Source organism: Paractinoplanes ferrugineus (assembly GCF_016862195.1).
GTDB classification, from domain to species: Bacteria; Actinomycetota; Actinomycetes; order Mycobacteriales; family Micromonosporaceae; genus Actinoplanes; species Actinoplanes ferrugineus.
In genome coordinates, this window is the sequence record NZ_BOMM01000018.1 from 22324 (window position 1) to 39413 (window position 17090).

Consider the following 17090-nt stretch of genomic DNA (forward strand, 5'->3'; position numbering starts at 1 on the left):
GGGGCCCCCTCAGGCTTCCACGGAGTCGCGCCGGGTGACCCGCAGGGTCAGCGCCGCGAAGGTCAGGGTCAGGAAGAACAACACGACGCCGAGGGCACAGGCGTAACCGGCCTGGGAGAAGTCGAACGCGTTGCGGTAGATCATCAGGCTCAGCACCGACGTCGCGCCGTTGGGCCCGCCCCGGTCCACCGTCATGATGTTGACGAGGGCGAACGCGTCGAACGCGGCGATGCCGAGATAGACCCAGGCGACCTGGATGGTGCTCCAGAGCAGCGGGATCGTGATGCGGAAGAACAGCGTGAAGCGGGTGGCCCCGTCGAGCGCGGCGGCCTCGTAGATGTCGTCCGAGATCGAGCCCATGCCGGCCGAGAACAGCACCACGTAGAAGCCGACCGCCTGCCAGATCAGCACGACCAGGATGCAGGCCATCGCGTAGCGCTCGTCGGCCAGGAACAGCCAGGGCGACCAGGACTGCGGGAACAGGCCGTTCAGCATGCCGCTCTTGTCCGGGCCGAACACCCGGCCGAAGATCACCGCGACGATGGCCAGGGCCAGCAGCTGCGGGAAGAAGAAGATGATCCGGTAGACCTTGGAGCCCCAGACCCCCCGGCTCTGCCCGCCCTTGTGGCCGCCGCCGACGTTCAGCAGGAACGCGAACACCAGCGCGATGGCGATCGTGATGATCGGCAGCAGGATCAGCAGGAACAGGTTGTGCTTGATCGACTTCCAGAAGGTGTCGTCGTGCCACAGCTTCACGAAGTTGTCGAAGCCGATGTACTCGATCTTGCCGAGCCCGGACCAGCTGGTCAGCGACAGCTGGAAGGTCTGCAGGTACGCCGCGACCACGAAGGTGACGTAGAGCGCCACCGGCACGACAAGGAAACCGATGATGAATGGATACTTGCCGTGCCGCATGGCGCCCTACCTCTTAGAACTCGAAACTCAGCTACGGGTGAACTTGGTGATCGAGGAGTCCTTGGCGACCGCCTGGGACGCCTTCTCCATCCGGTCGCAGAACTTCTGGGCGTCGCCACCCTTGAACATCAGGTCGTTGACCGCCGCGCGCGACTCGTCGTCGAGCTTCTTGTACCAGGTGTCGAACAGGTAGCCCATGAAGACGTCCTTGCCGGCCTTCGTCAACATGTCGTTCGCGCTGGTCAGACCGGGAGAGATGGTCTGGCCGTCGGACGCGCCCGCCACCACCGTAAGCGACTTGGTGAGCTTGGTGAAGCCCAGCGCCGCCTCCTTGGAGAGCATCGCGCGCAGGTACTCCTTGCCACCCTGCGGGTTCTTGCCCTTGGCCGCCGCGAAGTAGATCTCGCCGGCCGCCGCGTTGATCGCGGTCGCCGGGAGCTTGTCGGCCGCGGTGACGCTCGGGAACGCGCAGACCGCGTACTCGAAGCCGGCCGGGGTGTCCTTGGCCTGCTCGTTCTCCAGCCAGGAGCCGCACGGGTAGAACGCGACCTTGTCCTGGTCCTGCTGGAGCTGGACCTCGGTGTGCCGCAGACCCAGGAAGGTCTTGTTGATGTACTTGTTGCCGATCTCGCCCCAGGCCTGGGCGGCCTGCTTGATCGGCTCGGCCGTCCACGCGCCCGGCTTCAGGTTGTCGATGTCCTTGAGCACCTGCTCGCTGCCGATCTTGCCGGCGCTGGTGAGCAGGGCGCGGACCATGTAGTACGACGCGTTGGCGCCGGCGTAGCCGAACGGCGTGATGCCGGCCGCCTTGATCTTGTCGCACAGGGCGGTGAAGTCGGCCCACGTGGTCGGGATCGTCCAGCTGTTCTTGTCGAAGAGCTTCTTGTTGTACCAGAGCCCGAAGACCGTGTACGAGTAGTTCATCGCGAACGGCTTGCCGTCGTACGTGCCCTGCTCGATCGCACCCGGGACCAGGGTCTCGGCGACGGTCTTGCCGGCCACGTCCCAGGACGGCGCCGCGAACAGGTCGGTCAGGTCGGCGGCCTGGCCGGCCTTGACGATCGCGCCGAAGTCCATCAGCTTCGAGCCCGAGTTGTTGATCATGTCCGGCGGGTTACCGGCGTTGATCCGGGGCTGGACGACGGTGGAGACCTCTTCGGTGGCCGAGTAGGTGATCTTGGCGTCGGCCCACTTCTTGTTGAACGCCGGAGTGTCCACGTCGGTGGCGTAGGCGGTGCCCAGACCGCCGTTGAAGATCACGATCTCCACGCCGGCCTTGGGGTCGATGCCCAGCGGGTTGTCGGCCGACTTGGTGCCGGTCGACTGGGTGGCCGGCTTGTCGTCGCCGCCGCCCACACAGGCGCTCAGCAGGCCGACGGCGGGGGTGGCCAGCAGGCCGACAGCGGCCGCGCGGCGCAGCAGGGTGCGCCGACCGACCTCATTGGCGAAAATCTCGGTCACAGCATCTCCTCAGGTGCATTAGCCCTTGACAGCACCGGCGGTGAGACCGGTGGCGATATTGCGTTGAATGATCAAGAAGAAGATCACCACCGGGATCGAGGTGATGATCGCACCGGCCATGAGGGGGCCCCAGGCGGTACCGCGCGTGGTTTGGTTCTGCAGCAGCCAGGCCATCAGGTTCTGCTTGGCCGGGCTGTTGAGCGTGTTGATGATGATGAATTCGTTCCAGGCCTGGATGAATCCGTAGACACTCGTCGCCACCAGGCCGGGCCCGGTCAGCGGCAGGATGATGCGCCAGAACACCTGAGCCCTCGTGCAGCCGTCGATGAGCGCGGCCTCGTCGAGCTCTCGCGGGATGCCGGAGATGAACCCGCGAAGTGTCCACACCGTATACGGCAAGATCAGGACCAAGTAGGTGATACTCACACCAATGAGACTGTTCGTCAATGACACCGTCTGCAGCATCAGGAACAGCGGGATCAGCAGGGCCAGGAACGGCACCAGCTGGACGGCCAGGACGACCAGGATGATCGCCTTGCGGCCGTAGAAGCTGAACCGGGCGATCGCGAGCGCCGCCAGGAAGCCGACGACCAGCGCACCGGCCACCGCCAGCAGCGTCACGATCAGGCCGTTCAGCATGTCCTGCAGGAACAGCGGCGCCTTGAACGCCGAGGTGAAGTTGGCCAGCGTCGGGTGGTTCGGCCAGAACGTCGGGTCCAGCGCGAGCACCTCGTCGGCCGGCTTGAACGCCGTGTTGATCACCCAGTAGACCGGGAACAGCATGAGGAGCGCGAAGAGCACGCCGATCGTGTTGGCCAGGATCGAGCCGATCCGGGTCCGGCCGACGGTGACGACACCCTCGTCCCGAGGAGCGCGCGCCATCAGTCCACCTCCCCGATCTTGAACATCTGCCGGATGTAGAACGCCATCACGCCGAGCATCAGCAGCACGGTGATCACCGAGATGGCCGAGCCGAGGCTGTACCGCGACTGGCCGAACGCCTGGGTGTACGAATAGGTCGCGAGCGTCTGGTAGACCGGCTCGGGGTGGCCGTCGCGCAGCGCCCAGTTCTGGGTGAACAGACCGAAGTCCCAGATCACCGACAGCGTGGTGACGATCGTGAGGAGCGGCTTGAGAATCGGCAGCGTGATGTTGCGCAGCACCTGCCACGGCGTCGCACCGTCCACGGTGGCGGCCTCGACGAGTTCCTTCGGCACCTGGGTGAGCCCGGCGTTGAGGGTGATCGCGAGGAACGGGACACCGGCCCAGACGACGAGCGTGGTGATCACCGCCCAGCCCTGCCACGGGTTCACGAACCAGCTGTGGTTCTGGTAGTTCAGGCCCGGCACCTTGTCGAGCACGTAGTTGAGGACGCCGAAGTCGGAGTCGGTGATCCATCGGAAGATCTGGGCCGCGACGAGCTGCGGCAGGGCCCAGACGAACATCATCGCGACGACCATCAGCATCCGGACGCCGTACGCGACCCGGCGCATCAGCAGCGCGATGCCGAGGCCGATCACCACCGACACGACGACGCAGACGACCGTGAACCCGACGGTCCGGCCCACGACGGTCCAGAAGACCGAGTCGGTGAGGACCTTCGTGTAGTTGTCGAAGCCGACCCACGGCGGGGTCCGGCCGCTGATCAGCTCGCGCAGCCGCATGTTCTGGAACGACAGGACGACCATCCGGACGAGGGGATAGCCGAGCAGGCCGGCGAGCAGGATCAGGGTGGGGATGGCGAGCAGCCACGGCGTGGCCGCGCCCGGCCGGCTGCGGCGCGACCGGGTCGCGCGACGGGGAGCACGGTGCGGTGTGGACCCGCCCGTCCGGCGGGTCGTCGGGGATTCGACGACGGACATCGGTTTCCTCTTCCGGGAAGCGGTGCCGCCCGCCCCGGCGACGGGGCGGGCGGCAGCGGGATCAGCTCTCGTTCAGCGTCGAGTTGATCTGGTCGTCGGCCCACTTGGCGCCGTCGGCCACCGACTTCTTGCCGGTGATGATGTCGGTGAGCATCGTCTGCAGGACGTTGCCCTTCTCGACGTCCGCCCACTTCTCGGCGTTCGGGGTGAACCAGCTGCTCTTGGCGGCGAGCGCGGACGGCGCGATGGCCGGGTTGTCGGTCGCGGCCTTGTCCAGCAGCGCGGTCGAGTTCGGCAGGGCGTTGGCCTTGATCAGACCGGCCATCGAGGTGCTGTCGGTGAAGTACTTGACCCACTGAGCGGCCAGTTCCTTGTTCTGGCTCTTCTCGGTGACGCCGAGGTTCGAGCCACCCAGGAACGACGGGACGTCGGGCATCGGCGCGGCCGCCAGCTTGCCCTTGACCTTGGTGTCGACCAGCGCGGAGTTCGGGTCGTTCGGGTCCTTCTTGATCTGCTCGGCGGCGCCCAGCTCCCAGGCGTTGCCGTAGAACATCCCGGCCTGGCCCTGCGCGAAGATGCCGGCCTGGTCGTTCTCGTTCTTGGTGGGGTCCGCCTTCGAGTACTTCTTGACCAGGTCGACCCACTTCTGCAGGCCCTGGACCGAGGCCGGCTGCGAGAGCTGACCGGCCCACTTGCCGCCGTCCTGCTTCGCGATCTCCCCACCGCCGGCCTTCACCCAGGACATCGCCGAGTACCAGTACTGGCCCGGCATGTAGACGGCGCCGAACTTGGTGTCCGACTTCGACGCGACCTGCAGCTTGTCGGCGTCGGCGAGGAACTCGTCGTAGGACTTGGGGGCGGCGGCGATGCCCGCCGACTTGAACAGGTCGGTGCGGTAGATCAGCACCCGGGCCCCGGCGTAGTAGGGCACGCAGTAGGTCTTGCCCTCGAAGTCGCAGGCGCCCTTGAGGCCGGCGAGCCAGGTGCCCGAGTTCTCGTAGTCGCCCGGGTTGATCGCGGCGAAGGCCTGGCTGAACACGTACTTCGGGAACTCGGTGTTGCCCAGCTCGACGACGTCCGGGACGTCCGAGCCGGCGAGCGTCGCGTCCAGCTTGGTGAGGTGGTTGGCCCACTGCTGGTACTCGACGTTGACCTGGGCGCCGGTCGCGGCGGTGAACCGCTTGGAGGCGTCGTCGACGACACCCTTCCAGGCGCTCTGCGCGTCGACCATCAGCCAGACCTTGAGGGTCTTGCCCTTGCCGTCGACCGGACCGGAAGCGGACGTCGTGGGGGAGTCATCGTCGTTGGAACCGCAGGCCGCGGCTCCGAGCAGCGTCGCCGCGAGGGCGGCGACGGCGACGAGTTGGCGCTTCATCGCTTCCTCCTACAAGGAAATTTCGTATGTGCGGGGATGGGAATGGTTAAACGGGGGTGCCGTCCTTGGCCGCCTTGTGGCCTTGGACGGCTTGTGCGGTTTTCTGAAAGGCCGCGTGCGAACGTTCGTGGGTCCGCTGCGCGACCGCGACATAGAGAAGATCGAGAACGACCAGTTGCGGGTGCCGGGCGCTGAGCGCGTCCGGCCGGAAGGTCGTCGCCTGGGTGGCGGTGTGCAGCACGATGTCGGCGAGCTCGGCCAGCGGCGAGCGGGGGAAGCTGGTCAGCGCGACGGTGGTGGCCCCCCGGCTGCTCGCCTCGGCGAGCAGCTCGATGGTCTCGCCGGTCTCGCCCGAGTGCGAGATGCCGAGCGCGACATGGCCGGGCCGGGAGAGCGCGGCGCTCGCGAGGCCGTTGTGCACGTCGGTCCAGGCCCACACCGGCACCCCGATGCGGTGCAGGCTGAACTGCATCTCCTCGCCGACCAGCGCGCTTCCGCTGGCGCCGAAGATGTTGACCCGCGGGGCCGCCGCGATCGCCACCGCGGCCCGCTCCACCTCGGCGAGGTCGAGCAGCGCGGCGGTGTCGTGCATGGCGCGGGTGTCGGCCGCCATGATCTGCCCGAGGACCCGCCCGAGGGGGTCGCCGGGCTGGATCTCGCGCCCGATGTCCACGGTCCAGCCGGCCGAGCGGGCCCGCCCGGTCTCGGCGGCGATGCCGAGGCGCAGATCCGCGTAGCCGTCGAAGCCGAGCGCGCGGCAGAACCGGGTGACGGTGGCCGGTGAGGTGCCGCTGCGCTCGGCGAGCTCGACGATGGTGGCCCGGGACGCCGCGGCCGGGTCGGTGAGCACCTGCTCGGCCACCCGCTTGAGCGCGCCGGTGAACTCCGGCAGCAGCGAGCGGACCCGCAGGAGCACCCCGTCCGACGGCTGGGCGTCCAGCACGAGCGAGTCGACGACCGCAGTCGGCACGGCGCCGTCCGTAGGCTCGCTCATCGGCCACCCTTTCAGGAAGGACTGTTTACTGTCGCGGTAAAAGTTCTTACTAAATGGCCACCTGTGTCAAGACTGTGGGCGAAGTTTTCAAACCGTTACCTGAGCTGCGCAGATGAACCCGCGTTACACGACAGCCACTTGACGGCCATCGATCCGGAAATGTTCTTTACAGGGTGACCGGGCTCACTCGGACTGTTTTGTCCGGTTATGGGATAGCACTTTCAGCGGACAGCACCACGCCGAAAGGAGGAGAGCGCCGGGACCGTTCGGGTGACTTCACGATCGGTCAGAAACATTCAGGCAACCCACGAAACAAGATCAACATCTTTTACCGTACGAAATGGGACCGCTCCCAACCGCACCGCGGCCGACCCGTGGCCACGGGCCGGCCGGGCGACTCCCGCGCTGGTCAGCCCGCTTCCGGCCCGGCCCCGAGGGCCGGGCTCCCGGCATCACCGGCGGTAATCATTCTTAACGCCGACGTCTTCCCCGCCGACTGAGCCAAGACGAAAACCGGTCAGGCGGACTCGCGAATCGCGGTGGCGAAGGCCTCGGACCGGTGCTCGAAGTTGCGGTAGCGGCCGTAACTGGGGGCCGCCGGGGACAGCAGGACGACCCCGCCGGCGGGGGTCAGCTTGCGGGCGAGCCGCACGGCGGCGGGCAGATCGTCGGCGTTCTCCAGCCGGACCCGGTCCAGGCCGGTGAGCGTCTCGAGGATGCGCGGACCGGAGTCGGGGATGCCGATCACGGTCAGTTCACGGTCGGCGAGGAACTCGCGCAACGGCGTGTAGTCGAGACCGCGGTCGGAGCCGCCGACGAGCACGGTGAGCGGCCGCGCCGCGTACGCCTCGATCGCGTGGATCGCCGAATAGGGACTGGTCGAGAGGGTGTCGTCGACGAAGGTCAGCCCGGACGGGTCCTCGATCTCGGCGAGCCGGTGCGGCAGCCCCTCGAACGACTCGACGACCGCCTCCAGCTCGTCCTTGCTGCCCGGCACGTCCACCCCCAGGCCGTCCAGCACGGCCAGCGCCACGCACAGGTTGCGGCCGTTGTGGGCGCCCTTGAGATGCAGCGCCTCGCGGTGGAACAGCGGCTCGTCGCTGCAGTAGACCCAGCCGTCGTGGATGCGGAACCGGGAGTCGGTCGCCCCGGCCGGGATCGCCGGGTAGCCGTGCAGGTCGCAGACGCCCCGGACCTCGTCGCGCAGGCGCAGGTCGGAGCCGTTCACCACGATCATCTCGGGGCCGTGCCGGAGCAGGTTGAGCTTGTCCCGGTAGTACTCCCGCTCCCCGCCGTGGGCGTCGAGGTGCTCCGGGAACAACGAGGTCACCACCGCCACCCGGGGCGAGTCGGTGAGGTCGGCGCACTGGTAGCTGGACAGCTCGAGGACGTACTGCGCGGCGGGCGGCAGGTCGAGCAGCGGCACGCCGATGTTGCCGCCGAAGACGTTGGGCCGGCCGACCGCGGCGAGCAGGTGGCTGATCAGGCTCGAGGTGGTGCTCTTGCCCTTGCTGCCGGTGACGCCGATGGTCCGCGCGGCGTTGTCGGCCATCCACAGGGCGCTGCCGCCGGTGACGGTCACGCCGCGCTCGCGCAGCTCCTTCATCCACGGGTGGGTCTGCGGCACACCCGGCGAGCGGACCACCACGTCGGCGGTCACCAGGGCGGGGAAGGCGTGATCGCCGCCGGCCAGCGGGGCGATCGAGGCGAACTCGTCCCAGGGCACGGAAAGATAGTCCACGCTGTCATCGACCGCGATCAGCCGGGACGGTTTCTCCTTGGCGATCGCGTTCACCGCGGCCCGGCCCTCACGGCCCGTACCCCAGACCGCTACCGACCGGCCGTTCAGGTCTGCCAGACGCACGTCGAGCCCTCCTCGTCGAATCGAACTAGTATTGCCGGTCGGCCACCAGACAGGAGTTTCCGGGTGCAGTTCGAAGTCATGCGCTTCCCCTCGTACGCGTTCGATCCGCAGACCGGCGTGGCGACGTTCGACTACGCGCTCGAGGGCCCGGAACCGCTCGCCTTCACCGAGACGATCACCTTCCCGGTGCCCGCCGGCCGAGCCGTTCCCGAGGCGTTCCACCGGGTCCTCGACCTGCTCCACGTGGTCGCCGGGGTCAGCTACTACAAGGTCGGCGCGCCCCCGCGGGTGGTCGCCCCGCGGCCCGTCCCGCCGGCCGTGGCCGACTTCTTCACCGCGGTCTACACGCACGGCCTCGCCGAGTACGCGTATCGCAACCAACTTGCCCATGTCCTAGATCTGACTGTCGAGGTCCCGGGCGTGGCGAGCGCGGCCGAGCCGGTGGACAACTCCCAGGGCCGGCCGCTGTCCGCCGTCGGCGGCGGCAAGGACTCCATCGTCACCCTGGAGATCCTGCGCGCGGCCGGCCTGGACCCGGTGCCGTTCTCGGTGAACCCCAACCCGGTGATCAAGGCGGTGAACGCCGCCTCCGGTCTCGCCGCGCCGGCCGCCCGCCGGCAGCTCGACCCGCGGCTGTTCGAGCTCAACAAGGCCGGCGCGCTCAACGGCCACATCCCGGTCACCGCGATCAACTCGCTCATCGCGATCGCCACCGCGGTCTGGCACGGCCTCGGCCCGGTGGTGATGTCGAACGAGCGCTCCGCCTCCGACCCCAACCTGATCTGGAACGGTCACGAGATCAATCACCAGTGGTCGAAGGGCGTTGCCGCCGAGGGCCTGCTACGCGCGGCGGTGACCGCCCACGCCGGGCTCACGGAGCCGTACTTCTCGTTGCTCCGAAGCCTTTCCGAGCTGCACATCGCCCAGCTGTTCGCCCGGCACACCGCCTACGACGACGTCGTGACCAGCTGCAACAAGGCGTTCAAGCTGCACGACCCGACCGTGCGGTGGTGCGGCGACTGCCCGAAGTGCCGGTTCGTCTTCCTGGCCATGGCCCCGGCCATGGAGCGGTCCCGGCTCACCCACATCTTCGGTCACGACCTGTTCGCCGACCCGGCGCAGGTGCCCGGCTTCCTGGAGCTGCTCGGCATCGACGCGCACAAGCCGTTCGAGTGCGTCGGCGAGGTCGAGGAGTCCCTGGTCGCGCTGAGCATGCTCGACGACGACGCCCCGGTGCTGGTCGCGCTGCGGGCCGCGGTTCCGCCGACGGCCTGGGCGGCGGCCGATCGCGAGGCGGTGCTCGCGCCGGCCGGCCGGACGTACGTCCCCGAGGCGTACGCCAAGATCCTCGACGCCGCCCTGGCATGACCGGCGAGATCTACGTCGGCAAGGCCGATGTCGATGCTCCGCAGGAGCGAGGCTGGCTGGTCGGGCACTTCCTGCCCGGCACCGACGCCCGGCACAGCACCGACGTCGAGATCAAGTGGGGGCGGCACCCGGCCGGCGAACGGCGCGGCGAATGGGCGCGCAACGAACGGCGCACCGCCGTCCTCGTGCTGATCAGCGGCCGCTTCCAGATGATCTTCGAGGAACGCACGGTGGTGCTCGCCGAACCCGGCGACTACGTGCTGTGGGGGGTGGGCGTCGACCACACCTGGTGGGCCGAGGCCGAGTCGGTGGTGCTGACCTGCCGCTGGCCGTCCGTGCCCGGTTACGCCGTGCCCTACTCCGGGGCGTCGTGATGGATGTGCTCCCGCGCCACCCCCAGCCGCAGTAGCGCCTCGGTCGTGCTGGCCAGCATCAACGGCGGGCCGGCCAGGTAGGCCTCGTGCCGCGACCACTCGCCGTAGGCCGCGACCGCGTCGGTGACCAGGCCCGACGCGTACGGTCCGGGGTCGCCCTCGGAGATCACCGGCACCACCGTGGCCCGCTTGGCGCCGCGGGCGATCTCGGCGATGTCCTCGATGTCGTACAGCTCGGCGAGGTCGCGCACCCCCCAGAACAGCACCGCCGAGCGCTCGTCGCCGCTGTCCGCGAGCTCCGCCAGGAGCGCCTTGAGCGGCGCCACCCCGGTGTCCCCGGCGATCATCAGCACGTCCCGGCCGGGCGCGGCCGGCAGCGTCATCAGCCCCTCGGGCCGGCTCAGCCGCAATCGGTCACCCTCGCGCGTCTGGTAGACCAGGGTGCCGCTGACCCCGTTGCGGGTCTTGGCCCGCACGTGCAGCTCGACCAGGTCGTTGCGCCGTGGCGCCCCGGCCAGCGAGTAGGGCCGCCAGATGCCGGGCAGCGCCGGGACCTCGACGCGGGCGTACTGCCCGGGGCGGAACGGGAGAGGCAGGTGCGGGCGCACCCGGATGACGGCCAGGTCGGGGCGACGCAACTCGTGCGAAACCACAACGGCCGTCCAGCTGGTCTGGTCATAGGAGGCTGTCGCCACGCCGTGCCGGATCCATTCGTAGAGATGCTGCCAGGTCGAGCGCCAGGCTACGTCGAATTCCTGGCGCCAGTCACCCGGGGCCATCCCCGCCCGCATCGCCTCGGCCAGCGCGGCCCCCACCACCTGCAGCCGGCTGAGGTCCACCCCCGCCCCGGCCAGCACTTTCCCGAGCGCCGCACAGCCGTTCACCAGCAGCGGCGGCTGATCGAGGTGATGCACCAGCCAGACCAGCCCGACGCCGAGCCGGTCCGCCTGCGCCCCCGCGTCCCCCGGCAGCACCGCCAGCAGCGACGGATGCGCCCGGTAGAGCGCCTCGCGCAGCCGGTCGGCCACGTCCCCGGCCCCACCGGCGAACGTCAGACTGGTGCCGAGCAGCCGCTGCGTCTGCCGCAGCAGCGCGTCGTCGGCCGGATCCATCCCGTCCACCGACGGCAGCCGCCCCGACGTGGCCACCATCGGCGGCGTCAGCCCCTCGAACCGCGGAACCCGGTGCCGTACGCCGTGCTCCTGCTCCCCCGCCAGCACCCGCCGAGCCAGCTGATCCGACGGCCGTACCTCCGCCCCCGCCCGCCGCTCCGCCCCCGCCCGCCGGTCCAGCCCCCGCCCCGCCCGCCGGTCCTGCCCCGCCCCCTGTTCCCGGCCCGCCCGCTGCTCCTGGCCCGCCCGCTGCTCCTGGCCCGCCCGCTGCTCCTGGCCCGCCTGTCCGGGGCCCAGGCCGGCGAAGCGCCCCGTCAGCCCGGCTCCCAGCGGCCCGGCACCCGCAGGCTCGTCACCCCCGGGCCCATCACCCAGCGGCCCGTCACCCAGCGGCCCGTCACCCAGCGGCCCGTCACCCAGTGCCCCGTCGTCCCTTGGCCGGTCACCCGGCGGCACCGCGCCCGGCGGGGCCGGCTCGGCGTCGTCCGCGGCCTTGCGCAGCGCGTCGATCGGCGGCAGTCCCTGCGGTCGCAGGAGCGGCCCACGCTCGACGTAGCCCTCCGCCTTCGGCTTCGCCGGCGGCGTCAGCCTGATCGGCGGAACCACCCGCGGCGCTCCCCGCTCGTCCCCGCCCGCCCCGGACCGGTCACCCGCTCGCGCTTCCCCCGCAACCCCCCCGGCCGCCCCGGCCACCGGGTTCGCGCCGGCCCCGCCGACCGCGGAGGTGCCGCCGTCGGTCCCGGCCCCGCCCGGGACCGGCCGCTTTTTGCCCGACAGGTCCGACTTGTCGCCCTTGGCGGGACGGCTACGGCCGAAGAAGTCGGCTGCGGAAGCCAGCAGCTCGGCGTCGTCGGTCGGAGCCGCAGCCGCCGCGTTCGCCGCCGCGACCTCGTCCGCGGCGTGCAGTTCCGCCGCCGTGCGCCCCGCCGCCGTCTGGCCCGCCGCCCGGCCCGGGGCTTCCTGCTCCCCCGCCGGCCGCTCCCCCGCCGGCCGCTCCGCCGCCTGGTCCGCGACCTGCTGTCCCGGCGCGGTCGGAAGCGGCGCGGACAAATGCGGCGGGGTCGGATGCGGCGCGGACGGATGCGGCGGGGGCGGGTGCGGCGAGGGCGGGTGCGGCGAGGGCGGGTGCGGCGCCGCCCAGCCCGGCCGGGGCAGTTCCGCTCCGGGGAGGTCGGGCCGATGCGGCTCGCCGGGCGGCCCTTCAGCCCGCCGCCGCGCCACCTCGCTCAGCGCGGCGGTCGCGTCGGCCGCGCCCGCCTCCACGGCGTCCGGGGCGGCCTGGCGCAGCCGGATGGCCCGCAGCAGCGCGAGCAGGTGCGGGTCCGCGCCGGAACCGGATCCGGTTGACACAGCCACACCCCCCGCCCGAACGGAACCAGTTCCCCCCAGACTCCCAGTTCAGGCGGGCGTTCCGGACGAAGTCGTCAGGATCGGGCGCGACCGAGCGCTTCCAGGGCGGCGCGGGCCTGGCCCTCCGGGTCGTCGCCGAGCGGGCGCAGGACCACGGTCGACGCGCCGGCCGCCCGCAGTGCCTCGACCTTGGCCGGGATGCCGGCGGCCGGGCCGATCACGGTGAACAGCGCCGCCGGTGCCACCCCGAGCCAGGCCGCCTGGCCGGTGACCATGTCGCGGGTGGCCTCGGCGGCGCTCACCGGGTCGTCCGACACGTGCAGGTAGGCGAAGACGATCAGTTCGTGGGCCGGCCGGTCGCCGGCCCGCCGGCCGTTGCCGATGTGCTCGAGGGCCGCGGTGATCTCGGCCGGTCCGGCTCCCTCGGCGAGGATCGTCCCGTCGGCGACGCGCCCGGACAGTTCGAGTGACCTGGGCTTCACCACGCCGGCCACGATCGGCGGCACCTCGCGGGCGGGGTGCACGAGCCGCACCCCGTCGACGGTGACCTCCTGGCCGTGCAGCGTCACCTCGTCGCCCGCCATCAGGCCGCGGAGGACGGCTATCGACTCCTCGAGCAGGGCGAGCTTGCGGGGGCGGTCGGCGCCGACCATCCGCATCAGCCCGGCCGCCCCGTGGCCGACGCCGGCGACGAGCCGGCCGGGGTGCACGCGGGCCAGGTTCGCCACCTCCATCGCGAGCAGCGCCGGGTTGCGCAGCGCCACCGGCGCGATCCCGATGCCGACCCGCAGTTCCCGGGTGGCGGCCAGGGCCAGCGCGGCCGAGCTGATCGATCCGGTCCAGCCGATGTCCTCGATCACCCACAGGTCGTCGGCGCCCATCGCCTCGAGGGCGGCGGCGCAGCCGGGCAGCTCCTCGGGAGCCCGGTCGCGCTCGAACATGAATCCGACCCGAAAATCGATCATGAAGTCACCCTAGCGACGATCGCGCGGGGCGGGCGGCGGGCGGGCGGCTGACTATGATCCGCCGGTGACACTCACCGTGGACGATCTCAACGGCTACGTCGAGCGCGGCCTCGACGCCGATCTGGCCCGTCTCCTGCCCGACCGGCCCTTCATCACCGACGTCGACCTCGCCGAGGTCCGCCCGATCGAGCCGTTCCTCGAGCGCCTGCCCCCGGCGGCGGCCGCGTCCCTGGCCGCGTTCGACCGCAAGATCGGCGACGGCACGCTGCGGGAGTTCCTGGACATCGCCGACTGGTCCTACGGTTTCGACTTCGCCGCCAACGAGTGCGGCATCCTCGACTCCGACTACGAGACCGAGGTGCCCGAGGAGGACCTCTACTCGATCGGTGCGGACGGCGGCGGCAACCTCTACGTGATGCTGGTGAGCGGTCAGATCGCGGTGTGGTTCCACGAGGAGGAGGTGCTCGAGGAACACACCCGCTGGGACAACCTGGACGTGTTCCTGTGGAGCTACGTCCGCTACGAGGCGGTGCGCGAGGGCACCCTCACGGTCGCCGACATCGAGGCCGACTTCGTGTCCCTGGGCCAGCCCGGCGCGTTGGAGCCGGAGCTGGGCCTGCTGACCTACCTCCGCAAGCGATGACGCGCAGCGCCGCGGCCGTCCGTCCGTTCTCTTCCGCACCGAGGTGATCGCGTGAACGTGGATGCACGCATCCAGCAGTCCGTTGTCGACAATCTCTCGAACCGCCCGCTCCCGATCCTGACCGGGCCGTTCGTCATCGGTTACGACCCGGGCACCGAGAGTCCCGGAATCAACTACGCGACGCCGCTGCGCGCCGCCCGGATCACCGCCACCGACGTGGCCAAGCTGATCGAGGAGTTCCGCGCCGTCTCCCGCCGGCCAAGGCTCGAGTACGTCGTGAGCGCCGCCCCCGGTCTGGAGGAACTGCTGCTCGCCGCCGGTTTCACGGTGGAGGAACGGCACGAGTACCTGACGTGCGAACCGGGCTCGCTCGTGGTCCCGCCGACACCGGCGGGCATCACCCTGACCGAGCCGGCCACGCCCGCGGAGCTGGCCGCCATGATCGACGCCCAGAACCGGGCGTTCGGCGGCGACCAGGAGCCGTCCGAGGCCGACATCGCCCGCATCGGCCGCCTCCGGAGCCAGGGCGGGGTGGCCGTGATGGCGCTGACCGAGTCGTCGGGGTGCGCCGGTGGCGGCCTGGCCGTCCCGCCGAGCGAAGGCGTGAGCGAGGTGGCCGGCATCGCGGTCCGTCCCGAGTTCCGCCGCCGGGGCCTGGCCGGGGCGATCACCGCCGGGGTCACCGAGCGGCTGTTCACGGCCGGCGCCGACCTCGCCTGGCTGGAGGCGGCGGGCGCCGGCTCGTGGCGGGTCTACGAGCGGATCGGCTACCGCCCCGCCGGCAAGCGCCTCTACCTGGTCCGGCCGCAGTGACCGCGCGCGCCGTCCGCCCGGACGGGGACACTCGGACGGGACACTCGGACGGGACACTCGGGCGGACCGGAACACGGGCGCCGACGCGGTCGGCCATACTGGGCCCTATGTCCGAGCCTGAAGTTGAGCAATCCGGTGACGAAGAGCAGCAGCCCGAGGAGTTCCTGAACCGGGCCGCACGGCGGGCCGCCAAGAGCAAGAAAGCCGGCGGGGGTGCCGAATCCGGCGTCTCGCAGCCCGGTTCCCAGCCGCACGGCCGGGGCACCGTCGCCACCCGGCGGCAGCAATTCGGGAACCGGCGCACCGGCTGACAGAATGGTCCGGTGCGGGTAACTCAGGTGGTCAGCGCGGACGATCCGCGCATCGGGGATTATCGGGCGCTGACCGACCTGGAGTTGCGCACCCGGTGGGAGCCGCCCAACGGGCTGTTCATCGCCGAGGGTGAGCTCGTCATCCGGCGGGCCCTGCGCGCCGGATACGGTCTTCGCTCGATCCTGGTGGACGAGAAACGGGTCGATCAGTTCGCCGATCTGCCCGACGAGGCCACCGTCTACGCGGGCGCCCCGGATGTGCTGGAAGCCATCACCGGCTTTCACGTCCATCGCGGGGTGCTCGCCTCTTTTCAGCGGCGGGCGCTTCCCTCGATCGAGGAATTGCTGGTGCCGGCCCGGCGGCTGGTCGTGCTGGAGGGCCTGAATACGCACACCAATCTGGGTGCGCTGTTCCGCAGTGCGGCGGCGCTCGGGATCGACGCGATCGTGCTGTCGCCCAACTGCGCCGATCCGCTCTATCGGCGGGCCGTGCGAGTCAGCATGGGCGAGGTGTTCGCGATTCCGTACGCGAAGGCCGACGCCTGGCCGCAGGCCCTGAAGGTGGTGCGGGACGCGGGGTTCCGGCTGCTCGCGCTCACCCCGGGGGCCGACTCGGTGGCGTTGTCCGAGCTCAGCCCGGCCGACCGGGAACGACCGGCGCTGATGTTCGGCGCCGAGGGTCCGGGGCTGACCGGGGCGGCGCTGGCCGCGAGCGACGTGCGGGTGTCCATTCCAATGGCCAACGGGGTCGACTCGCTGAACGTGGCCACGGCCGCCGCGATCGCATTCTGGGAACTCGCCCGACAATAATTCGGAACGTTTCCAGAATTGCTCGGCCCGTTCCGATCGGGCCTTCTCAGTTCGCGTCCCGGTGGATAGTCTGGGACCGGAGACGCGAACTATGAGCGGATGTGACCACAATGGTCGGTAAAGCCTTGGCCGGTAAACCATTGGCCGGTAACGCGATGGCCGGTAAGGCATTGGCCGGTGAAGGCGATGGCCGGTAAGGCGTTTCCGCGCTGGCTGCCGACGGCAGTGGGCATCGCGGTCCTCGCCTTCGGTGCGGTCGCGGCCGCCCGGCTCGGGCCGGGCGACGACCGGAGCGGCACCCTGCCGCCGCCCGAGCCGGCCTTCACCCTTCCCGGTGTCACCTCCGGACCGCAGATCCCGGTCAGCCTGCTCCCGAGCACCCCGCCGGTCACCGGCGCCGGGACGGGCGCCGGCACGGGGGCCGCCGGGACGCTGCCGGCCGGCGACATCACCGGGCAGCCGCCGGCCACCCGGGGCAGACCGCCGGCCGCCGTCACCGCGCCCCGCACCACCGCCGCGCCCCGCACGGTCGCTCCGACCGGGGTCACCGGCACCTACCGGGTGGTCGAGTCCTATCCGGACTCGTTCATCGGCGAGGTCCTGGTGCGCAACCCCACCGGCAGCGAGCGGTCCTGGCGCGTCACTCTCAGCTATCCCGGCGAGCTGGTCACCAGCTGGCTGGAGTCGCTCCCCCAGCCCACTCTCGCCCGGCGCGGGAACACGTACACCTGGACGTCCTCCGTACCGCTCGCGGCCAGATCCAGCGGCTCGCTGCGGTTCCATTTCAAGCTCTCCGGATCGGCCGGGCCGTCCGGCTGCACCGTCGACGGCTCACCCTGCCGCTGAGGACGGGCCGGCCCGCCGGCGGGCGGG

Annotated in this window: 16 protein-coding genes; 7 read left to right on the forward strand and 9 right to left on the reverse strand. The window is 70.6% G+C overall.

Annotated elements, in window-relative coordinates; genetic code table 11:
• Positions 1-9 precede the first annotated feature (9 nt).
• The 7 genes from Afe05nite_RS13015 to murD form a co-directional block, all read right to left on the reverse strand.
• Positions 10-915 carry a carbohydrate ABC transporter permease gene (locus tag Afe05nite_RS13015; protein ID WP_203817313.1) on the reverse strand — a complete coding sequence of 302 codons (906 nt, stop codon included), beginning with the start codon at positions 913-915 and terminating at the stop codon, positions 10-12.
• A gap of 27 nt (positions 916-942) precedes the next feature.
• Complete coding sequence (gene ngcE, locus Afe05nite_RS13020; protein WP_203817314.1) at positions 943-2376, reverse strand: N-acetylglucosamine/diacetylchitobiose ABC transporter substrate-binding protein; 1434 nt, start codon at positions 2374-2376, stop codon at positions 943-945.
• Between the two features lie 18 nt (positions 2377-2394).
• The gene (locus tag Afe05nite_RS13025) at positions 2395-3258 is read right to left on the reverse strand and encodes a carbohydrate ABC transporter permease (RefSeq protein WP_203817315.1); all 864 of its coding nucleotides are present in this window, start codon (positions 3256-3258) and stop codon (positions 2395-2397) included.
• Positions 3258-4238 (reverse strand): carbohydrate ABC transporter permease, encoded by a 981-nt coding sequence (locus tag Afe05nite_RS13030; RefSeq protein WP_203817316.1) that lies wholly within the window; start codon positions 4236-4238, stop codon positions 3258-3260. Before Afe05nite_RS13030 ends, Afe05nite_RS13025 begins: the two co-directional genes overlap by 1 nt.
• A gap of 61 nt (positions 4239-4299) precedes the next feature.
• Positions 4300-5613, reverse strand: coding sequence for an extracellular solute-binding protein (locus Afe05nite_RS13035; protein WP_203817317.1), 1314 nt, complete (start codon positions 5611-5613; stop codon positions 4300-4302).
• Positions 5614-5659: 46 nt separating this feature from the next.
• A complete protein-coding gene (locus tag Afe05nite_RS13040) occupies positions 5660-6607 on the reverse strand; it encodes a MurR/RpiR family transcriptional regulator (protein ID WP_203817318.1) in 948 nt (315 codons plus the stop codon).
• Positions 6608-7124: 517 nt separating this feature from the next.
• On the reverse strand, positions 7125-8471 hold the full coding sequence (murD, locus tag Afe05nite_RS13045) for a UDP-N-acetylmuramoyl-L-alanine--D-glutamate ligase (RefSeq protein WP_203817319.1): 1347 nt from the start codon (positions 8469-8471) through the stop codon (positions 7125-7127).
• Positions 8472-8549: 78 nt separating this feature from the next.
• On the opposite strand from murD, the gene Afe05nite_RS13050 reads away from it, so the two are divergent.
• Both Afe05nite_RS13050 and Afe05nite_RS13055 read left to right on the forward strand, forming a co-directional pair.
• The gene (locus Afe05nite_RS13050; protein ID WP_203817329.1) at positions 8550-9839 is read left to right on the forward strand and encodes a MurL-like N-terminal domain-containing; all 1290 of its coding nucleotides are present in this window, start codon (positions 8550-8552) and stop codon (positions 9837-9839) included.
• A complete protein-coding gene (locus Afe05nite_RS13055; RefSeq protein ID WP_203817320.1) occupies positions 9836-10213 on the forward strand; it encodes a signal peptidase I in 378 nt (125 codons plus the stop codon). The genes Afe05nite_RS13050 and Afe05nite_RS13055 overlap by 4 nt, the downstream gene beginning before the upstream one ends.
• On the opposite strand, the gene Afe05nite_RS44530 is transcribed toward Afe05nite_RS13055, so the two are convergent.
• Together Afe05nite_RS44530 and Afe05nite_RS13065 are read right to left on the reverse strand one after the other, a co-directional pair.
• Positions 10195-12675: a hypothetical protein gene (locus Afe05nite_RS44530; RefSeq protein WP_275407467.1), complete on the reverse strand. Its 2481-nt coding sequence runs from the start codon at positions 12673-12675 to the stop codon at positions 10195-10197. The two genes, Afe05nite_RS13055 and Afe05nite_RS44530, sit on opposite strands and share 19 nt — an antisense overlap.
• A 74-nt stretch (positions 12676-12749) precedes the next feature.
• Positions 12750-13640 (reverse strand): LLM class flavin-dependent oxidoreductase, encoded by an 891-nt coding sequence (locus tag Afe05nite_RS13065; RefSeq protein ID WP_203817321.1) that lies wholly within the window; start codon positions 13638-13640, stop codon positions 12750-12752.
• A gap of 64 nt (positions 13641-13704) precedes the next feature.
• Here Afe05nite_RS13065 and Afe05nite_RS13070 point away from each other — a divergent pair, with 64 nt between their 5' ends.
• From Afe05nite_RS13070 to Afe05nite_RS13090, 5 genes are all read left to right on the forward strand, one after another.
• Positions 13705-14283, forward strand: a complete 579-nt coding sequence (locus Afe05nite_RS13070; protein WP_203817322.1) for a hypothetical protein — start codon at positions 13705-13707, stop codon at positions 14281-14283.
• A gap of 51 nt (positions 14284-14334) precedes the next feature.
• Positions 14335-15096 (forward strand): GNAT family N-acetyltransferase, encoded by a 762-nt coding sequence (locus Afe05nite_RS13075; RefSeq protein ID WP_239117780.1) that lies wholly within the window; start codon positions 14335-14337, stop codon positions 15094-15096.
• Between the two features lie 107 nt (positions 15097-15203).
• The gene (locus Afe05nite_RS13080) at positions 15204-15407 is read left to right on the forward strand and encodes a hypothetical protein (protein WP_203817323.1); all 204 of its coding nucleotides are present in this window, start codon (positions 15204-15206) and stop codon (positions 15405-15407) included.
• 12 nt (positions 15408-15419) lie between these two features.
• Complete coding sequence (locus Afe05nite_RS13085) at positions 15420-16217, forward strand: TrmH family RNA methyltransferase (protein WP_203817324.1); 798 nt, start codon at positions 15420-15422, stop codon at positions 16215-16217.
• 177 nt (positions 16218-16394) lie between these two features.
• Complete coding sequence (locus Afe05nite_RS13090; protein ID WP_203817325.1) at positions 16395-17063, forward strand: hypothetical protein; 669 nt, start codon at positions 16395-16397, stop codon at positions 17061-17063.
• Positions 17064-17090: the final 27 nt, after the last annotated feature.